This is a genomic window from Actinoplanes regularis (genome assembly GCF_900188005.1).
Lineage (GTDB): Bacteria > Actinomycetota > Actinomycetes > Mycobacteriales > Micromonosporaceae > Actinoplanes > Actinoplanes regularis.
This window is the reverse complement of the sequence record NZ_FZNR01000013.1, coordinates 24677-43405: the sequence shown is the minus strand read 5'-3', so window position 1 is coordinate 43405 and position 18729 is coordinate 24677. Positions and strand designations below refer to the sequence as shown.

The following is an 18729-nucleotide window of genomic DNA, read 5'->3' as shown; positions in this document are numbered from 1 at the left end:
GCCGGAGCGGTCGTACGGGGATGAAGGGCGTGACTTCGGAGAGACGCGGTTGGCCGTCAACGGCAGCCCGCCGGTTCAAGCGCCGCAACCCGTGCTCAGTTCAGTAGCCAGGTCAAGCCCAGCTCACGGGCGGTCGCCGCGGACGCCTCGAGCAGCATCTCGCGCTCGGGACCTTCCGGCAGCGCGCCCGCGAGGGTCACCTGCGCGGCCGCCACCTGCGGACGGGCACCCAGCGCGGAACGCAGATGCAGCGAGCGACGCAACAGCATCTCCCCCTGCGACCGGTCCCGCTCGATGGCCTGGCCGCCGAGATGACGCACGACGTAGGACTCGAGTAGCAGGTCACCCGCCTCATGGCACAGTTTCAGCGCCTCGGTGTACCGGACATGAGCCGTGCCGGGATCGCGATGGACGTTGTCCGCGACGACGCCGAGCCAGAACGTCGCCCACCCCCGCAGCGACTCGGCCCGCATCGCGCCAAGAAACCCGGAGCCGGCCGTCCGCGCATCGTCGTCCAGGGGATCGAGCCCGAACAGAATCCGGGTGTACGCCAATTGAGCACCCAGGTACAGCGCCTGCGGCGAGGCGGGGTCGAGAGCATCCACGGCCGCCCGCGCCGAAGCTGGATCATCGAGCCGCCACCAATGCCGATCCACCAGGATCCGCGCACGCAGTTCGATGACGTCGGCGCCGGACCCGCCGGAGATCAACGCCAGCGCGCTGTCCCACTCACCGGCGCGGTGCAGGCTGTCAGCCGCAAGCACGATGTAGGTGTCACTTGCTATCATGACACCTACATTGACTTACATCGACTACATCGGCAACGTGACACGCTTCGCCGTGGAACTCGCGAACGCCGGAGACGCGGACGAACTGAGCCCCGAGTCACGGCGGCTGCTCACCGAGCACGCCGTCGAGCAGCCGAAAGCCGGGGAGCTCACACGGCTGGTGGCGCTCGTGCGGGAAGCACTGCGACAGATCGTCGACGCCACGCCGCCGGACGCGATCCGGACGCTGATCGCCGACTACCCGCCCGACCTGCACCTGTCCGATCACGACAACACCGGAACCTGGCACATCCACTACGCACACGACGGGCTCGCTCCCGGGCAGTGGATCGGGCAGGTCGTCGCCGCCTCGCTCGCGCACGTCGCGACCAGCGATCCGGGTCTCACCCTCGGCCGGTGCGCGGCGCGAGGCTGCCGGAACTTCTTCGTGGACCAGTCGCGCAACCGCACCCGCCGCTTCTGCGGCAACACCTGCGCCAGCCGCACCACGGTCGCCGCCTACCGCGCGCGCCGCCACGGGCCGGCCTGACGGAGCGGGTCTCACCCTCCTCGGATGAGGGCGGCCGACCGGCCGGGCCATAGCCTGATCGCTGCCGCCGCTCCTGGGACTCGTGGATGGGGACCGATGGACACCGACGTCGCGCCGTACGTCTCGACCGGCCAGTTTCCCTCTCCGGAGCAGGTGCGGCGCTCGATCGACGAGGCGCATCAGCGATATCGGACAGTGACCGCGGGCGAATGCTCCCGGGTCTACCCCGCGCTGGCCCGGGTGTCGCCCGACCTGTTCGGCATCTGCACGGCGGGCACCCGTGGCGGCCTGTACGCGGTCGGTGACGCCGACCACGGGTTCACCGTCATGAGCGTGGCGAAGCCGTTCGTGTTCGCTCTGATCTGCCAGGTCCTCGGCGCGGAGAAGATCCGGCAGCGGCTGGGCGTCAACGCCACCGGCCTGCCGTTCAACTCGTTGACGGCGGTCGAGCGCACCCCGGACGGCCGTACGAACCCGATGGTGAACCCCGGCGCGATCATCACCGCGAGCCTCGCCCCGGGCGACACCACCGCGGCCAGGTGGCGATTCCTCCGCGACGGGCTGTCCCGGTTCGCCGGCCGGACGCTGCCGCTCGACGACGAGGTCCACGCCTCCGCGGCGGCGACCAACCACCGCAACCGCGCCCTCGCCGACCTGCTGCAGACCTACCGGCTCCTCGGCTGCGACCCGATCGAGGCGGTCGACCTGTACACCCGGCAGAGCTGCCTGCGGGTCACCGCGACCGACCTCGCGGTGATGGGCGCGACCCTGGCCAACGGCGGCGTCAACCCGCGCACCCGCGAACGCGTGGTGGAGAGCGGGGCCTGCCACTTCACGCTCGCGGTCATGGCCACCGCCGGCCTCTACGAGACCTCCGGAGATTGGTTGTACGACGTCGGAGCGCCCGGCAAGAGTGGCATCGGGGGCGGCGTCATCGTCGTCTCCCCGGGAAAGGGAGCGCTGGCCACCTTCGCGCCACCGCTCGACGACTATGGAAACAGCGTCCGTGGGCAACTGGCGGCCCGGTACCTCTCCCGCCGGCTGGGGTTGACCCTGTTCGCCTCCGAACCGGCGGCCTGAGCCGCTCGGCGTGGGCATGGACGCGGGGGCCGTGGCTCTGGTCGCGCTGATCGTGTTCGCCTGGGGCCTGTTCTCGGCCCGGCTCGGTCGCGCGGACCTGAGCGCACCGATCGTCTTCGTCGCCGCGGGGCTGCTGCTCGCCGAGGTGCTGCACGTCATGCGGCTCGACCTCACGCCCGAGTCGATCAAGCTGCTCGCCGAGGTCACCCTCGTGTCGGTGCTGTTCGCGGACGCGTCCCGGGTGGGTCTCCGGCAGCTCAGGGCCGACCTCGGGTTGTACGCGCGCCTTCTCGGCCTGGGACTTCCGCTCACGATCGCCGCGGGGACGGCACTGGCGCTGTGGGTGATCGACGGTACGGGGTTCTGGCCGGCGTTGTTGATCGGTGCCGCGCTGGCCCCGACCGACGCGGCGCTCGGCGCCTCGGTGATGACCGATCCCGCGGTGCCGGCACGGATCCGGCGACTGCTGAACGTGGAGAGCGGACTGAACGACGGCATCGCGACTCCCGTGGTGATGGTCGCGATCGCCGGCACCCTCGCCACCGAGGGCGTCGCGGCACACGGTGTGGGTGGCGCCCTGGTCGATCTGGCGATCGGTCTGGCCGCCGGGATCGTCGTCGGCACCGTGGGTGGCCGGGGGCTGCGGATGGCCCGTCGCCGGGGCTGGGCGTCCGAGGACTTCGCCGGGCCGGCCGTGCTGGCGCTGCCGATGGTCGCCTACGCGGGCACGCTCTGGCTGGACGGGAACGGCTTCGTCGCCGCGTTCGTCGCCGGCCTGGCGTTCGGCCACTTCGGCCGCCGGGACGGGGCCGTGGAGGTCTACTACGTCGAGCAGACCGCCGGGCTCATGTCGTTGCTGACCTGGCTGGTATTCGGCGCGGTCGCCGTGCCGACCGTCCTCGACGGCGCCGATTGGCGGTTCGTCGTCTACGCCGTACTGAGCCTGACCGTCGTCCGGATGCTTCCGGTGGCGATCGCGCTGATCGGCACCCGGCTGTCACGGCCGACCGTGGCGTTCGTCGGCTGGTTCGGCCCACGGGGTCTGGCCTCGGTCATCTTCGCGGTGATCGCCCTGGACGAACTGCCGGGCGAGGCGGACCGCGCCGTGGCGATCATCGGAACGACCGTACTGCTCAGCGTATTGGCGCACGGCCTGAGCGCGAAGCCGCTCGCCCTCCGGTACGCGGCGAACCTCGCCGACCCGCCCGATCGACCGCCGGCCGCTCAACTGCCGGTCCGTGGCCTGCTGCCGCGCCACGACGGTGGAGGACCACCCTTCACCCGGCCGGGATGAGCCGTCGTGCTCGCCGGGCTGGGAGCCTGGCCGGGCCGGATTCGCCGCTGGGGAGAGGTTCGCATGAACGGATGGCTGATGTGGGGACTGTTCCTTCCCGTACTCCTGGTGGTCGCCTTCATCGTCATGCGGCGCCGACGGAACGGTCGCCGTTGAGATGCCGGCCACGGCGAAGATCCTGGTGATCGCGGTAGTGCTCGCGGTGGCCGGCTGCGGCGACGGCGACACCCGGGTACGCATGGCCGAGCGGCGGCTGAGCGACAAGCAGGAGGCCCTCGCCGAGGCGCGGACGGAGCTCGCCGGCCGGGCCGACGCCTTCTGCGGGAGCGGCGCCTCCTACCTCACCGCGCTGGACCGCTACGGCGACCTCCTCAACGCGACCGCGCCCACCGTGGGCGACGTGAAGGAGGCCGGCGCCGAGCTGACGGAGCCACGGTCCGACGTGATCGCCGCCGCCGAACAGGTCGTCGCCGCCCGCGAGGAGGTGGCGACGGCCGAGAAGGAGGTGGCGGAGGCGACCGCGGCCCTGGCGTCCGCCCGCGCCGGGGCGCCGCCCTCGCCCACGGCTTCGCCGTCGATCACACCCTCGGCCGAGGGGCCCGTGGCCGACACCACGGTCAACCGGGTGAAGCAGGCCGACGCCGACTTCACCGCGGCGCGGCAGGGCATCACCGACCAGACGCCGCTGCGGCAGGCGTCGGAGCGGTTCAACGCGGCGGCCGTCGCGTTGGAGATGTCCTGGCTGCGCCTGCTCGCCGAGGCCGGCTGCCTGAGCGAGGAACAGCGGGGGCAGGCCCGCGACTACACCCTGGCCGTCCAGAAGTCGCTTGCCGAGGCCGGCTACTACCGGCAGGAGGTCGACGGCGTCTACGGTCCGACCACGGTGGCGGCCGTCCAGGCCCTGCAGAAGGCGCACCATCTGCCCGAGACCGGAACCGTCGACAAGGCCACCGACGCGGCGCTGCGAGCGGAGTTGCGGGCCAAGGGTGGTGCGGCCACCGCCGACTCGATCGCGGCCACCGCCGCCGTACAGCAGACTTTGAAGCTGGCCGGCTTCTGGACCGGTCCCGTGGACGGCACGTGGACCGCGGAGCTGACCGAGGCCCTCGAGTCGTTCCAGGCGGCCCTGGGCGTCGAGCCGACCGGAGCCGTGGACGCGGCCACGATCGCCGCCGTCGAACGCGCTCTGGAGCAACGGTCGGCCGCGCCCTCCGCCGCCCGGTCGCCGTCCCCGGCAGCGCGGGTTTCCAGTCGATGAATTGACACTCTTCGATTGAAGGGCCACCATGTCACACATGCCATGGGAGCGCTCCCGGATCGGAGGCGGGTCATGCGACGATGCATCGTCCTTGTGGCGACCGTGCTGCTGAGCCTCGGCGGCTGGCTGATCGCCCCGGGCGCGAGAGCCGCCGTCGGCGACGGATCGCCGAGTGACACGAACATCAGCTTCGTGGGTCGCTGGAACACCTCGAACAAGGCCGCGTACGTCCCCTACTGGGCCGGGGCGTATCTCCGGGTCGGATTCACCGGCAGGACGGTGAAGCTGCGGCAGCGCAACAAGATCGACCTGTGGGCCAGTATCGACGGCAAGGCGTTCACCGCGTTCAGCGGCGTCTCCGGGACTGTCGATCTGACACCGACGGCGCTGGCGAGCGGCAACCACACCCTCATCGTCAGCTATCGCCAGGTGGCCGGTTCGTACACCGGCGACGCGGTCTTCCAGGGTCTGGTGCTGGACTCGGGCGCCGCCACGTTCAAGGCGCCGGCCCGCGGCAGACTGGTCGAGTTCGTCGGCGACTCGATCACCGCGGGCACCACCAGCAGCCAACTGGCCGTGACCGACTACGCGTTCGTGACCGGTGAGCGGCTGAACGCGGATCACACCCAGATCGCGATCGGTGGCATGTGCCTCTCCGAGACCTCGGACGGCTGCTGGGCACACGAGACCCGGTACTGGATGTCCAGCGGCGGCCAGGCCGGCACCGACCTGTGGGACTTCACCCGCTACACGGCCGCCGCCGTGGTGATCAATCTCGGCACCAACGACAAGAGCCACGGCGTGAGCGGTGCGGACTTCCAGGCCGACTACATCACGTTCCTGACGAAGCTGCGGGCCAAGTTCCCGAACGCCAAGCTGCTGGCGATGCGGACCTTCATCGGCCGGTACGCGGCCGAGACCCAGGCGGCGGTACGGGCTCGCAACGCGAGTGGCGACCTCGCCGTGTCCTACGTCGACACCACCGGCTGGCTCCCGTCGGACGGCCTCAGCGACTCGGTGCACCCGAACGACAAGGGTCACCTGGCCATCGCCGCCCGGCTTACCCCGATCCTCACCGCGACACTGCCCTGACCCCCCTCCAAGCGCAGGAGCATCCCCCAGATGAAAACCTTCCTCGTAGCGCTGGTGACCACGGTGCTGGCCACGGGACTCGGCGTCCCCGCCCGAGCGGCCACGACCCACGCGCGGGCGGCCCTGCCCTGCGCCGAATCCAGCGGCGTCACACGAGCGGCCGCCCTGGCGAAGATCAAGATCTGGATGGCCGGCGACTCGACCATGATGAACGCCAGCACCTGCCCGATCGGCTGGGGCAGCCAGTTCGCCCCGTACTTCACCACCGACGTCACCGTGCAGAACAGCGCGGTCGGTGGCCGCAGCATCCAGACCTGGCTGTACGAGGGGAACGTCACCAGCACCAAGAACTCGGCCGGCGAGTGCGTGCTCAGCTCGACGGCGTACAGCTCGCGATGGACGGGCATGCTGGACACGAGCGCCGGCATGAAGACCGGCGACTACCTCTTCATCCAGTTCGGCATCAACGACGGCACCTCGGCCTGCCCGCGACACGTCGGCAGCGCCCGCTTCAAGGAACTGCTCGGCGTTATGGCCTCGGCGGCCAAGGCCCGCGGCGCCAAGCCGATCTTCGTCACCCCGGTCGCGGCGATCACCTGCAGCGGCAGCACCGCCGTCGGCAACCGCGGCTTCGTCACCGAGACGAAGGACGCCGCCACCGCCAACGGGGTGCCGGTCATCGACCTGCACGCCCGCAGCGTCGCGCTCTACAACCAGCTGAAACTGTGCCCGAACAACGGCGACTACACACAGGGCGCCGTCGGCGCGTTCTTCTGCAACGACCACACCCATTTCGAGGCGGCCGGCGCCAGACAGATCGCCGCCCTGATCACCACCGCGCTCCGCGACCAGAACATCGGCCTGGCGGCCTACCTGGCGTAGGCCGGCCCGGCCTACGCGAGCGAGGACAAATGATCTTCCGGTACGGGGCGGTGGCACATAAGCTCTGCGGCCGTGTGGTCTACCAAGAAGAAGGACGACGATGTTCCGGAGTTCTGTCGATTCCTCGACGAGGACGCCGAACACCTGCGCCGCGCGCTGCGTAAACAGGACTGGCCGACGGCTCGCGGCATCCTCGAGGCGGCCGATCCCGAGCACCGGTCCCACTACTTCTCGGTCGCCGCGACCACGGTCGGCGTCGAAAGGTGGATCGCCGACGAGCCGGACTCGGTCCTGCCGTTGCTGCTGCGTGGCGCCGGCCTGCTGACCTCGGCCTGGGAACTGCGCCGGGACGGCCTCGCCGGCCCTCTGAGCGACGCCGGAGCCGAGCTCTGGTCCCGGCTGGTCCGGCAGGCCGAGGAGTGCGTCGACGAGGTCCTCCGGCGCGACCCCGGCCGGGCCGACGCGTGGACCTGGTCGATCGCGCTGAGCCGCGCCCTCGAGCTACCCGAACAGGAGCGGCGGCGGCGTTTCCAGCGGCTGATCGAGATCGAGCCGGACAACTGGTACGGCCACGAGCAGATGCTGCTCGCCCTCTCCCCGCGATGGGGCGGCAGTTCGGAGGCGATGTTCGAGTTCGCCCGCACGCGAGCCGCCGCGTGCCCCGGCACCCACATCCCGGCCCTGGTCGTGCTGGCGCACCGCGAGCAGATCGCCCACCTGGCGTACCTCGCCGAACCGGACGACCCGGACCGCGGCGAGGACCTGGCCTACTGGGAGCCGGAGGCCGTGACGGACGAGCTCTGGGACGCGGCGCACGCCTCGTTCTGGCACGACGACTACGAGATCACGCTGCTGACGCCGATCGTCTGGAACAACTTCGCCTACGCGTTCGCCTGGGGCGATTTCCACAAGCCGGCCTGGAGCATCTTCGAGTCGATCGAGGACGACTGGATCACCCGGGAGCCGTGGGACACGATCAAGTTCTTCCTCCGCTCCCGCAACTACACCAGAGAGAATCTCTGATCAGCCATGTGGCCTTTCAAGAAGCGTCCGGACGACGCCGAGACCGACACCGTGAAGTTCAACGATCTGCTGCGGGACCAGGGCGCCAGGCAGCTCCTCCGGGCCCTCCGCGAGCGGGACTGGCCGACGGCCCGGGACATCCTCACCGCCGCCGACCCCGAGCATTTCATGTTCTACATGTGGTGCGTCTCCGGCGCGGACGGCCTGCAGGAGTGGATCCCGGACGTGATCCGCGCCGAGCCCGACTCCACCCTGCCGCTGCTGGCCCGCGGCGCCCACGCCATCTCCTGGGCCTGGGAGGCCCGCGGCAGCGGCACTTCCAGCACCGTCGGCGAGGACCAGTGGAAGGTCTGGTTCCAGCGGCTCAAACTGGCCGAGAACTGTCTGGACGAGGTGATCGACCGCGATCCGAAGTGCGCCGAGGCCTGGCATTACCTGATCGTTCTGGGCCGGGCGCGGCAACTGCCCATGGAGGAGCGCTGGCGCCGGTTCAACCGGCTGATCGAGATCGATCCGGCCCACCTGCTCGGCCACCAGCAGATGCTCGAGAACGTGATGGCGAAGTGGAGCGGCAGCACCGAGGCGATGTTCGACTTCGCCCGGACCAGGGCCGCCGCCTGCCCCGGCACCAACATTCCGCTCCTGGTCGCGCAGGCGCACCGGGAACAGCGGCGGGTCGAGGGCAGTGACAAGTACCTCCGGCGTGCCGACGTGGCCGGTGAGATCTACGCCGCCGCCCACAACTCGTTCTGGCACGCCGGCTACCAGCGGTCGCTGATGACCCCGATGGTGTGGAACCAGTTCGCCCACGCCCTCACGGTGGGGCGGTACTTCCGGGAGGCCTGCGGCGTCTACGACCTGATCGGCGACGACTGGATCAACTCCACGCCGTGGCGCACCACCGAGCGTTTCGTGACGATGCGCGACCGCGCCCGCGACAAGGCCGACGACCCGGACCTCGACCCGGACCTCGACGAGGACTGAACGGGACCCCAGGTCCGGGTCACCAGCTCGGACCTGGGTCCGGCCACCAGGGCGAATAGAAGAAGAACAACCTGGCGAGGATGGGCCAGTACGTCCAGAGCTCCGGGACCGGACCCTCGTGGCCGACGAAGGCCACCATCAGGGCGAGAGCCGTGACGGGAAGGAGAACAAGACCCGGCAGCGCCAGTACGGCGATGAGCACCAACGGCCGCCGGCTCAGCGGGCGACACACCGCCACGCCGGCCAGCACGCCCGCCAGGGCACCGATCAACGCGCCGACGGTCGCCCCGGTCGTGGACCGGTAGAAGGTCACCACCGGACCCTGCGTGTCATGGGTGTAGGCGATGACCACATCTCCCCGCTGGGCCACCCAACCCGAGCAGCGCAGTTCCGCTACGTCACGGAGACCTTCCCAGCCCTGCCGCACCGCATTGGTGCGGGCAAGCCGGTCCAGGCTGCAATCGGGCTCTCCGGTACCCGTGCCACCGTCGTCGGGCTCGTAAGGAATCTCGACATAGCCGGGGCCCCACTCCTCGTCCCCGAGCCGCGACCCGTAGACGTAGTCACGCCGGTCGAGCTCGCCGGCCGGATTGACCCCCGGCAGGATCTCCCGCGCCATCCGCAGAGCCTCGGTGTTGTCCGGCAGCGGCCCGGGGTTGAACCCGCCGACCCACGACCCCACGATCGCGCCGATGATCCCGAGCACCAACGCACCGAACACCACCGCCGCGACGCGGGTCCCGCTTCTGGGCCTGGTCAACGTCAATGTGGCCTTCCTCGACGCGGGTCAGAACCGGAGAGTGTAGTTCGTCGATCAGCGGTCGGCTTCGACAGGCTTCAGCCGCCGACGAGCGGCAGCGCGACCGCCAAGGGCCAGGCCACGACGACGGCGCCGGTCACGGCGATCACCCAGGCGGAGACGGCGAATCGGTTGAGGAACACGCTCCACAACGCCTGCCAGAGCATCAAGCCGATCAGCGGGAAGAGGACCAGCAGCACGAACCCGTTGGTCAACCCGGTCACCGCCGCGGCGGTCAGGACCGTCACGAAGACCGCCGCCACGGCCAGCAGGCGCGACGGGACCCCGCAGGCGACGTGTTCGGTCGCGTAGGCGAGCAGGGCGAAGGCGGCCCAGATGATCAGAAGCAGCCACCAGCGGTCGCCGACCGGCAGGGCGTGGGTGACGCCCAGGTGCAGCGGCACGGCGATCGAGACGATCGCATAGGGAACGGCCAGGAGAAGGCGAGGCCGGCTGATCATTCGGCTCCGCCGGATCGCGTACGTGGGCCGCCGGACCGCGTACGCGAGAAGCAACGCTCCGGTGACAGCCGCGTACCCGGCGACGTACCCGGCGATCGCGAGTGGCAGCCGGGCCGTGGGCAGGACCCAGGCCGTCAACGCCCCGGCCGATGCCGCGGCCGCCGTCACCGCCGCGACCCTGATCGTCGTCGTGATGCCCGCAATCGCCTGCCGCGGTTCCCCGTCCCGCCGCCGCAAGCGCGGCCAAGGGTCGTTGGCCGGGTCCGCGAGCAGAGCGGCGAGCGGGTAGAGCCCGAGCAGGAAGGCCAGCATCAGCAGGGCCGCGCCGGCGAGGCGCCGTGCGGGGAACGGGATCGCGTCGTCGTTGCGCGGCCCGCCGAACGCGAGGTCGAGCCACGCCACCGTCTCCCGGTGGGTCTCGGGGGCGTACAGGATGGTGATGTGCTCGACGCCGTCGACGATGCGAACCGCGCGGTCGGCGCGCTCGGCGGCGACGCTGGTGGCGACCTCGCGGAAACCGGGAAACTCCAGTGCTCCCGCCATGGTGAGCAGCCGCGCGGGTCGTTCGGCCGAGGCGACGGCCGAATCCGGCAGGGAGATCGCCACGGTCGCGGTCACGTCGGGGTGGGCGGCCGCATACCGGGTGACGGCACCCGCGCCCATCGAGTGCCCGACCAGCGCGACCCGGGACGGGTCGACGTCGGGCAGCGAGCGCAGGTGGGCCAGCGCCACGTCCAGGTCGTGCTGGAGGACCCGGGTGGCGTCCGAGGTGCCCGCGACCCGATCCGGCAACGGCTCCGTGTTCGCGCCGTGTCCGGCGAAGTCGAGCAGGACGACCACGTATCCGCGGGTCGCCAGGGTGTCGCCGAACGGGGCCATCAGCTTCGCGGATCCGGAGAATCCGTGCGCGACGACCACACCCGGGTGCGTGCCGCTCGAGGTCGGATGCACCTCGTCGAGCGGCACTCCGCCGGAGGTGACGTGCGCACGGCGCAGGTCGTCACCGGCCCCGGCGATCAGCCAACCACCGGTGACCGTCAGGACGAGCAGGAGAAGCAGCAGCGTACGTCTCAAAGGATCTCTCCCCGCGAAAAATCGGCGGCTTCGGTCCCGACTACCTGACCATCCCCGACCGGCTCAGATCCAGCCCCGGCTGCGGGCCATCCGGGCGGCCTCGTGACGGTTCGCGCCGCCGAGCTTGCCGACGGCCGAGGAGAGGTAGTTGCGGACCGTGCCGCACGACAGCGACGCGCGCCGGGCGATCTCGCCGATCGGCGCGTCGTTCGCGGCCGGCGCCAGCACCTCGGCCTCACGACGGGTCAACGGGCTGTCCCCGGCGCTGATCGCCTCGGCCGCGAGTTGCGGATCGACGTACCACCGGCCGGCGGAGACCGTGCGGACCACCGAGGCCAGCGTCTCCGCGTCGATGGTCTTGGGAAGGAAGCCGTGGACGCCGGCGGCGAGCGCGCGCTTGAGATGACCGGGGTAGCCGTGTGCTGTCACGATCATCGTCCGGCAGTGCGGCTGGATCCGGTGCAGTTGCTCGGCCAGCGTCACCCCGTCGGTGTCCGGCAGGTGCAGGTCGAGCACCGCGACGTCGGCCTCGTGAGTCCGGGCCTGGGCCAGGGCCTCGGCGCCGGTGGCGGCCTGCGCGACGACCTCGATGTCACTCTCCAGCCCGAGCAGCGCCGCCATGGCGCCCCGGGTCAGATGCTCGTCGTCGACGAGCAGTACCCGCCGCGCTCGCCGTCGGCACGGTGACCGTGCTGGCCGGCTTCCTCACCACGCAGGCCCTGCTCGGTGACGCCGGGGTGTCGCTCATCGATCCGGGCGTGGCCCGCACGCTGGTCTGCGGCGTTCTCTACGCCGTTCTGCTCCTCCTCTTCTCGATGGGCGTGGCCGCGCTGCTGCGCGGCTCGGCGCTCGCCATCGGCATCCTCGTCCCGCTGTTCTTCATGGTCTCCGGGATCCTGCTGAGCATCCCGGCCACGCGGACCGTCGCCCAGTTCCTGCCGGACGTCGCGGGCGGCTTCGCGATGGCCTGCAGACCCACCGAGGGCATGCTGCTCACCCCGCTGACCGGGATGACCGTGCTGCTGGCCTGGGTGGTCGCGGCGGCGGCCGGCGGATACCTGGCACTGACCCGGCGCGACGCCTGAACCCTGTCCCGCGGGAGGCACTCGAAGCCGAGCTCCAATCCCGGATCTTCCCGGCGACTGCTGCCGTGAGCAGGGCAATCCCGGTCGGGACCGCGACCCAGACCGGCCGGGGATGAATTCCGCCACCAACCGCGGCTGTCAGCATCGCCCGAACCGCCGCCGGCGACGTGAACGATTCCGGGCAGTTCCGCGTCGAAGTTCTGAGGGACAACGGGAGGGAACGCCGATGAGGCAACCGCTGCGACGTTCGCAGGAGGACGACCCACCGTGGGGTGATGACGCCGGACGGGTCCGGGCCGTTTTGATCATGGGTGGGGTGCCGTGGCAGGACCTGGACGACGCGTTGCAACAGGTCCGCCTGAAGCTCCTGGAACAGTCGTCGGCCGGAACAATCCACAATACGGCCGCCTGGAGTGCTGTCGTCGCGTCACGGGTGGCCGTTGACTGGCATCGCGGCCGGCGACGCACCGAACTGCTCCGCCGGCGGCTCGTGGCGCTGCGAGCTCCCGGCGTCGCCGAAACGCTGCCCGCCCACGATCGCGATCTCGCGCTGATGATGGCAGGAGAACTCGACGAACTTCCGGCGGATCAGCGTCAGCTGCTGGTGCTGCGGTTCTACGTCGACCTGACCGTGCCACAGATCGCAGACGCGCTGGGGGTCGCCCAGGGAACGGTGAAAAGCCGGCTGCACCATGCGGTCGGCCGGCTGCGGGACCGGTTGAGCACGAAGGGAATGGTGTGAAATGCCGCAGATCACGGATGGTGGCATGACGCCGCCCGACAACGCGCTGATGTACGCGATCACCGGCGAGCAGGCGCCGGCCACGATGGCGGGCACCGACGAGATGGCCGAGGCGACGGCAACCGTGACCGCTCTGCGGCGCGGCCTGGCAGCGCTCGGCTCGGAGCTGGCCACGGCGGCACCGGAGTCGGCGACCGACCCGGCCCGGCGGCCGGACCGGGCCTCGGCACGGCGGATCTGGGCACGCCCGTGGACCCTCGCCACCGCCGCAGCCGTCGTGGGCGTCGCGCTGGCCGGCGGCTACGCGTGGACCGGATCCGATCCGGCCGACAACCCGGACAGCCGGAGCCTCCCCGGCCTGGTGGCGTGCGCCGAAACCATCGTCATGGGAAACGTGACGTCGGTGAGCAGCCAAGGCGACCGGTTCGCGGTGACGCTCGACGCGACGCGGTACCTGAAGCCGGAGAACGGACCGAAGGTCTTCACGGCCGGCGACGCACGGCTCCCCCTCGGTGGAGCCGGCACCGCACCGGCCCGGGGCGAGCGCGTCCTGGTGGTCGTCCACGATGCGGCGAACGGCGATGTCGATCTCTTCACCGGCACGGACATCGCCTCGGAGTGGGCCTGGATGGAGAACGCGCTACCCGACTCACGCTCGATCGACCCCAAGGAGTGCGACGGCGAATAGCTTCCGGCGGCGCGGCGCCCGGGTCGACGTCGTGGTGCTCTCGCAGGCTCATGCGAACGGTCGTTGAGCTGCTCGAACATTCTCGCTGGCGGGAGCTGCGCCGCTCCCCTCGGTGCACAAGATCTCGGTTGGAGGGCCGGACTCCCGTCGGGGCCGGTGAGACCCTTGGTAGGGAGCACAAGGCCGCCAGCCGGTCAGCCCAGCGGGGTTCGGTCACCATCTCGCTGCTCCCTTGCCAGCGAGGTATTCGCCCGGAAGTCAGCGCCCAGAGCCGAGCGCAGGCATCCGTAAGAGCAGGGCTCGCGGGCATCACAGAGGCGACGGCTCTAATCCTGGCTTCAGGTTGGCCGGGGAGAATGAGCGGCAAAAGCAGCAACTGGAAGGGGGCGGTCCGGCGTGCGGATCCTGATCGCGGATGATGACGCGGCCATCCGTGAGTCGCTGGAGCGGGTGCTCCAGGTCGAGGGTTACGACACCAGCACCGTCGCCAACGGTCTCGCCGTGCTCGACGGGGTCGATGGGGCGGGCGGTGACACGCTGGATCTGCTGATCCTCGACGTGATGATGCCCCGCCTCGGCGGGTTGGAGACCTGCCGGCGGTTGCGGGCCGCGGGTCGGGATCTGCCGGTGCTGATGCTGACCGCCCGTGATCAGGTCTCCGACCGGGTCACGGGGCTGGACGCGGGCGCCGACGACTACCTGCCCAAGCCGTTCGCCACCGAGGAGTTGCTGGCCCGGGTGCGGGCCCTGCTGCGCCGGCGCACGACCGCCGACGGGGAGTCGCAGATCCTGTCGTTCGCCGACGTCCGGCTCGATCCCGACAGGTTCGAGGCGTGGCGGGGCCGGCGGCCGCTGCGCCTGACCCGGACCGAGTTCTCCCTCCTGCAGGTTCTCTTGCGCAACGCGACCCGGGTCTTGACCCGCGACGCGCTGTTCGAGGCGATATGGGGCTTCGACATGAGCACCACCGCCAACAACCTCCAGGTATACGTGAGCTACCTGCGCCGCAAGATGGAGGCCGAGGGTGAGCCGCGATTGATCTACACGCTGCGCGGCCTGGGATACACGTTGCGGGAGACTCCTCCGTGAGCAGGCACCCCCGCTGGGAACCGCGCCGGCTGACCCGATGGTGGCGCCGGCGGTCCTTGCGGACCAGGATGACGGTGATCGCGGCGACGGCCATCGCGATCAGCGTGTTCGTGGCCTTCCAGGTGGCCAGCGAGCTACTGGACTGGGAGTTGCAGAACACCGCCGAGAATCAGCTACGCGCCGACTCCCGCGTCCTGGCGACGAGCGCGGAGCGCGCCGGTCTGGCGCAAGTTCAGCTACCGCCGTATCCGGGATCCGGTCGGCTGGTGCGGGTCATCCTGCCCGACGGCTCGACCCGGACGCCCGTCGGCCAACCTGAACTGCCCCCGGTCAGCGAGCGCGCCGGGCGCGTGGCGCAGGGCGCGTCAGCCGACCTGATGGAGTCGAAGGACAGCGACGACGACGGCTACCGCATCTACACGCTGCGGGCGGGCGACGGCGCGGTGCAGGTGGCCCACGTCGCCGACGACAGCCCGATCAACCGGTTCGGGTTGGGCATGCTGCTGATCGGGATGCTCTGCGTGGTCGGCGGCGCCGTTGTCGGGCGGACCGTGGCGCGGACCGGACTGGCACCGATGGACCGGCTGACCGCCGCCGCGGTACGTGTCGCGAACACCCAGGATCTCGACGCCGACATCCCGGATGAGGGCGGTGGGGAGATCCGGCGGCTGATCCAGGCGATCAACGACATGCTCGCCGCGCTCCGGGACTCCCGGCGGGCCCAGCGGCTGCTCGCCGAGGACGCCGCCCACGAACTCAAGACCCCGCTCACCAGCCTGCGCCTCAACATCGAGTTGCTGGTCCGGCTCGACCGGCGCGGCACCCTCGACACTGCCCTCCCGGCGGAAAGCCGTACCCGGCTGCTCAACGACCTCGGCGCCCAGGTGGCCGAATTGAGCACCCTTGCCGCCGAGCTGACCGACCTGGCGCGCGGTGACGTCAGCGACGAGAACACCGAGCTGCTCGACCTCGCCGACGTGGTGGTGGCCGCCGCGACCCAGGTGCGTTCCCGCGTGCCCGACCTCGAGGTCGCGCTCGACGTGACCTCCGTGTGGGTGAGCGGGCGTCCTGCCGCGCTCCAGCGAGCGGTCCTCAACCTCATCGACAACGCCGGCAAGTGGTCCCCCGCGGACCAGCCGGTCCAGGTCCGGCTCCGAGCCGAGGGCGCGTCGGCGGTGCTCGAGGTTGACGACGCCGGACCGGGCATCGACGCCGCCGACGTACCGCGGGTGTTCGACCGGTTCTACCGTGCCGACAGCGCCCGGGCGTTGCCGGGGTCCGGTCTGGGGCTGTCGATCGTGCAGCGGGTCGTCCACGCCCACGGCGGCCGGGCCGCCGTCGCCCGTTCCGCACGCGGTGGCGCGCTGCTTCGGGTCGACCTTCCGGCCACGGCGCTGCCCACCCCGATCGCCCGGCTCACCGCCGGGGAGGACACCACGGTGCGCTGACCGCCCCGGCCGCACGGCTCAGAACCAAAGGACGGCGGCCGCCGGGCCCACGAAAGATCCGGGACGGGCCTGGGGCCCGTCCCGGATCTCGTCCGTGCCGCCGCGCTCACCGTTGCAGCGCGAGCTCCTCGTCGTCGGCGAGCGACTGTGGCCCGTCCGGCGGCTCCGCCGTCGGCCGGGACAGCCGACTCGGCCACCAGATCCGCCGACCGATCAGCAGGGTGAGGGCGGGCACCAGGACCGACCGCACCAGCAGGGCGTCGAGCAGCACGCCGAAGGCGACCAGGAATCCGACCTCGATCAGCATCACCAGCGGAAGTGTGGTGAGGACCGCGAACGTGGCCGCCAGGACCAGGCCTGCCGAGGTGATGACGCCACCGGTGGCCGAGAGGGCTTTGAGCATGCCCTGTCTGGTGCCGAGACGCACGGTCTCCTCCCGGCCCCGGCTGGCCAGGAAGATGTTGTAGTCGACGCCGAGCGCCACCAGGAACAGGAATGCCAGCAGCGGCACCGAATAGTCGATGCCCTTGAATCCGAGGACCGTGTCGAAGATGAACACGCTGCCGCCGAAGGCCGCGGCGAACGAGACGATCACGGTGGCCATCAGGACCAGCGGGGCCACGATCGCGCGCAGCAGCAGCCCGAGGACGATCAGGACGACGGCGAGCACCAGCGGGATCACCAACTTCTCGTCGCGGCTGGTGGTCACCTCGGTGTCGAGGTTCTCCGCACTCGGCCCGCCGACGATCGCCTCCGCCCCGCTCACCGCGTGCACGGCGGTGCGTACTCGCTTGATCGTGTCGTACTCTGCGACGGTGTCCGGCGCGTCCGTCGGGAACACGGAGATGTCGGCCCAGCCACCGCTGGTCTGACCCGGGATGGCCACGGCCACACCGGGAGTGCCCTTGACGATGTCGAGCACCCGCTCCTGGTACGCCGGCCTTGTGAAGATCGTCATCGGCTGGCCGCCGAGCTCCGGGAAGTGCTGGCGGAGAACAGTGAAGCCGGTGACCGACTCCGGCGCGGACAGGAACTGGTCCTGTTCCCGCAGGGCGCCGGTGTTGCCCGCCAGTCCGATGGCGAGCACGCCGAGGACTCCGAACGAGCCGAGCGTCGCCACCCACCGGCGGCGGCTGATGGCGGTGCCGAGCCGTCCCCACAGCCCCTGCTTCTGCTCCACGGCCGTACTGAACCGCGGGATGGCCGGCCAGAAGATCCGCCGGCCGAGCACGACGAGCACCGCCGGGAACAGCGTCAGCATGGCCACCAGCGCGCACAGGATGCCGGCCGCACCGATCGGGCCCAACCCGCTGGTGCTGTTCAGGTCCGCGACGAGCAGGCAGAGCAGGCCGGCGACCACGGTGGCCGCGGACGCGAGGATGGCCGGCGCCGCGCCGCGTAGCGCGTGGACCATCGCGACCCGCACGTTCTCGTGGTGGTGGAGTGTCTCCCGATATCGAGCGATGAGCAGCAGCGCGTAGTCCGTGCCGACGCCGAACACCAGGATCGTCAGCAGCGCCGAGTTCTGGTCGTTGACCACGATGCCGAAGCCCTTGACGAGCAGGTAGACGGTCGCCATCGCGGTCAGTGTGGCCGCGCCGACGACCACGAGCGGGATGAACCACAACACCGGGCTGCGGTAGGTGAGGATGAGCAGCACCGTGACGACGAGGACGGTGGTGAGGAAGACCTGCAGGTCGATGCCGTCGAAGACGGCGTCCATGTCGCCGTCGACCGCGGCCGGGCCGGTCACGTCGAGTTCCAGGCCCGCGGGGCGGTCCTTCGCGGCGTCACGCAACGGGCCGACGATGGTCTCCGGTCCGCCATAGTTCGTGCTCACGTCGAGGGTGAACATCATCGCTTTGCCGTCGGTGGAGAGTCTCGTCGGTGGGCCGTCGTCGTCCTCTCCGGCCGCCGCCTTCGGCGGGTACCGCTTGGCAAGGGTGTTGTAGTGGCGCTCGACCGTCGCCCGGTCGGCGTCGGTCATGCCGCCGGCGCGGTGGTACACGAAGACGAACGTGTTGTCCTCGCCGCCGGGGAGACTGTCCTCCAGGGCCGCCACCTTGGTGGACTCGGCATTTGCCGGCAGGGTGTCCACGGCTCTGTCGGTGGTGACCGAGCTCAACTTTCCGCTCAGCGGCACCAGGACCGCCGCCAGCGCCACCCACAGGCCGATCACCAACCACGGCACCCACCGGCCTGCCAGCCGACCGGGCGGCGCTTGCCTGGACGGCGCTGCGTTGACTGCCATCAATAGCCTCCTACATGCGCGTTACGTCGCTCATCTGAGGCCGACTTCGTACCGAGCGAATCTGAGACGACCGTTAGAACGGCGCTCAGCCCGGGTGTTCTGCAGTAGGCGCGCCCAGCCGCGTACCACGGCGCGGGTGCCGAACGGCGCTCCGGCGAGTGG

The 18729-nt window shown here is 70.6% G+C and carries 18 protein-coding genes; 13 read left to right on the top strand and 5 right to left on the bottom strand.

The window, feature by feature from the left end:
• Positions 1 to 95: 95 nt before the first annotated feature.
• The gene (locus tag CHC09_RS28845; RefSeq protein ID WP_089296373.1) at positions 96 to 788 is read right to left on the bottom strand and encodes a hypothetical protein; all 693 of its coding nucleotides are present in this window, start codon (positions 786 to 788) and stop codon (positions 96 to 98) included.
• On the opposite strand from CHC09_RS28845, the gene CHC09_RS28840 reads away from it, so the two are divergent.
• From CHC09_RS28840 to CHC09_RS28805, 8 genes are all read left to right on the top strand, one after another.
• Positions 787 to 1317 (top strand): CGNR zinc finger domain-containing protein, encoded by a 531-nt coding sequence (locus tag CHC09_RS28840; protein ID WP_239138545.1) that lies wholly within the window; start codon positions 787 to 789, stop codon positions 1315 to 1317. The two genes, CHC09_RS28845 and CHC09_RS28840, sit on opposite strands and share 2 nt — an antisense overlap.
• Before the next feature lie 96 nt (positions 1318 to 1413).
• Positions 1414 to 2397 carry a glutaminase A gene (gene glsA, locus CHC09_RS28835; protein WP_089296371.1) on the top strand — a complete coding sequence of 328 codons (984 nt, stop codon included), beginning with the start codon at positions 1414 to 1416 and terminating at the stop codon, positions 2395 to 2397.
• A 16-nt stretch (positions 2398 to 2413) separates the two neighbouring features.
• Positions 2414 to 3691: a cation:proton antiporter gene (locus CHC09_RS28830; RefSeq protein ID WP_089296370.1), complete on the top strand. Its 1278-nt coding sequence runs from the start codon at positions 2414 to 2416 to the stop codon at positions 3689 to 3691.
• 157 nt (positions 3692 to 3848) lie between these two features.
• Positions 3849 to 4949, top strand: coding sequence for a peptidoglycan-binding domain-containing protein (locus tag CHC09_RS28825; RefSeq protein ID WP_089296369.1), 1101 nt, complete (start codon positions 3849 to 3851; stop codon positions 4947 to 4949).
• 72 nt (positions 4950 to 5021) lie between these two features.
• A complete protein-coding gene (locus tag CHC09_RS28820; RefSeq protein WP_089296368.1) occupies positions 5022 to 6041 on the top strand; it encodes an SGNH/GDSL hydrolase family protein in 1020 nt (339 codons plus the stop codon).
• A 30-nt stretch (positions 6042 to 6071) separates the two neighbouring features.
• Positions 6072 to 6923 carry an SGNH/GDSL hydrolase family protein gene (locus tag CHC09_RS45485; protein WP_143232637.1) on the top strand — a complete coding sequence of 284 codons (852 nt, stop codon included), beginning with the start codon at positions 6072 to 6074 and terminating at the stop codon, positions 6921 to 6923.
• A 72-nt stretch (positions 6924 to 6995) separates the two neighbouring features.
• A complete protein-coding gene (locus CHC09_RS28810) occupies positions 6996 to 7946 on the top strand; it encodes a hypothetical protein (protein ID WP_089296367.1) in 951 nt (316 codons plus the stop codon).
• Positions 7947 to 7952: 6 nt separating this feature from the next.
• Entirely contained in the window at positions 7953 to 8930 is a 978-nt protein-coding gene (locus CHC09_RS28805; RefSeq protein WP_089296366.1) for a tetratricopeptide repeat protein, read from the top strand.
• A gap of 19 nt (positions 8931 to 8949) precedes the next feature.
• On the opposite strand, the gene CHC09_RS28800 is transcribed toward CHC09_RS28805, so the two are convergent.
• From CHC09_RS28800 to CHC09_RS28790, 3 genes are all read right to left on the bottom strand, one after another.
• Positions 8950 to 9696 (bottom strand): hypothetical protein, encoded by a 747-nt coding sequence (locus CHC09_RS28800; protein WP_143232635.1) that lies wholly within the window; start codon positions 9694 to 9696, stop codon positions 8950 to 8952.
• Between the two features lie 71 nt (positions 9697 to 9767).
• On the bottom strand, positions 9768 to 11264 hold the full coding sequence (locus CHC09_RS28795; RefSeq protein WP_089296364.1) for an alpha/beta hydrolase: 1497 nt from the start codon (positions 11262 to 11264) through the stop codon (positions 9768 to 9770).
• 63 nt (positions 11265 to 11327) lie between these two features.
• On the bottom strand, positions 11328 to 11921 hold the full coding sequence (locus tag CHC09_RS28790) for a response regulator transcription factor (protein WP_275407894.1): 594 nt from the start codon (positions 11919 to 11921) through the stop codon (positions 11328 to 11330).
• A gap of 26 nt (positions 11922 to 11947) precedes the next feature.
• Between CHC09_RS28790 and CHC09_RS28785 the strand changes: the two genes are divergently transcribed.
• From CHC09_RS28785 to CHC09_RS28765, 5 genes are all read left to right on the top strand, one after another.
• Positions 11948 to 12349 (top strand): hypothetical protein, encoded by a 402-nt coding sequence (locus CHC09_RS28785; protein WP_089296362.1) that lies wholly within the window; start codon positions 11948 to 11950, stop codon positions 12347 to 12349.
• A gap of 316 nt (positions 12350 to 12665) precedes the next feature.
• On the top strand, positions 12666 to 13091 hold the full coding sequence (locus tag CHC09_RS28780; protein WP_203833240.1) for an RNA polymerase sigma factor: 426 nt from the start codon (positions 12666 to 12668) through the stop codon (positions 13089 to 13091).
• Positions 13092 to 13116: 25 nt separating this feature from the next.
• Entirely contained in the window at positions 13117 to 13779 is a 663-nt protein-coding gene (locus tag CHC09_RS28775) for a hypothetical protein (RefSeq protein ID WP_143232633.1), read from the top strand.
• A gap of 396 nt (positions 13780 to 14175) precedes the next feature.
• Positions 14176 to 14868 carry a response regulator transcription factor gene (locus CHC09_RS28770; protein WP_089296359.1) on the top strand — a complete coding sequence of 231 codons (693 nt, stop codon included), beginning with the start codon at positions 14176 to 14178 and terminating at the stop codon, positions 14866 to 14868.
• Positions 14865 to 16316 carry a HAMP domain-containing sensor histidine kinase gene (locus tag CHC09_RS28765; RefSeq protein WP_089296358.1) on the top strand — a complete coding sequence of 484 codons (1452 nt, stop codon included), beginning with the start codon at positions 14865 to 14867 and terminating at the stop codon, positions 16314 to 16316. Before CHC09_RS28770 ends, CHC09_RS28765 begins: the two co-directional genes overlap by 4 nt.
• Before the next feature lie 106 nt (positions 16317 to 16422).
• On the opposite strand, the gene CHC09_RS28760 is transcribed toward CHC09_RS28765, so the two are convergent.
• A complete protein-coding gene (locus CHC09_RS28760) occupies positions 16423 to 18567 on the bottom strand; it encodes an MMPL family transporter (protein ID WP_089296357.1) in 2145 nt (714 codons plus the stop codon).
• Between the last annotated feature and the right edge of the window lie 162 nt (positions 18568 to 18729).

Bases quoted from the DNA above. Each gene is read 5' to 3' on its own strand.
- CHC09_RS28760 (WP_089296357.1), bottom strand. From the start codon at position 18,567: ATGGCAGTCAACGCAGCGCCGTCCAGGCAAGCGCCGCCCGGTCGGCTG.
- CHC09_RS28830 (WP_089296370.1), top strand. From the start codon at position 2,414: ATGGACGCGGGGGCCGTGGCTCTGGTCGCGCTGATCGTGTTCGCCTGG.
- CHC09_RS28845 (WP_089296373.1), bottom strand. From the start codon at position 788: ATGATAGCAAGTGACACCTACATCGTGCTTGCGGCTGACAGCCTGCAC.
- CHC09_RS28840 (WP_239138545.1), top strand. From the start codon at position 787: ATGACACCTACATTGACTTACATCGACTACATCGGCAACGTGACACGC.
- CHC09_RS45485 (WP_143232637.1), top strand. From the start codon at position 6,072: ATGAAAACCTTCCTCGTAGCGCTGGTGACCACGGTGCTGGCCACGGGA.
- glsA (WP_089296371.1), top strand. From the start codon at position 1,414: ATGGACACCGACGTCGCGCCGTACGTCTCGACCGGCCAGTTTCCCTCT.
- CHC09_RS28825 (WP_089296369.1), top strand. From the start codon at position 3,849: ATGCCGGCCACGGCGAAGATCCTGGTGATCGCGGTAGTGCTCGCGGTG.
- CHC09_RS28805 (WP_089296366.1), top strand. From the start codon at position 7,953: ATGTGGCCTTTCAAGAAGCGTCCGGACGACGCCGAGACCGACACCGTG.
- CHC09_RS28775 (WP_143232633.1), top strand. From the start codon at position 13,117: ATGACGCCGCCCGACAACGCGCTGATGTACGCGATCACCGGCGAGCAG.
- CHC09_RS28820 (WP_089296368.1), top strand. From the start codon at position 5,022: ATGCGACGATGCATCGTCCTTGTGGCGACCGTGCTGCTGAGCCTCGGC.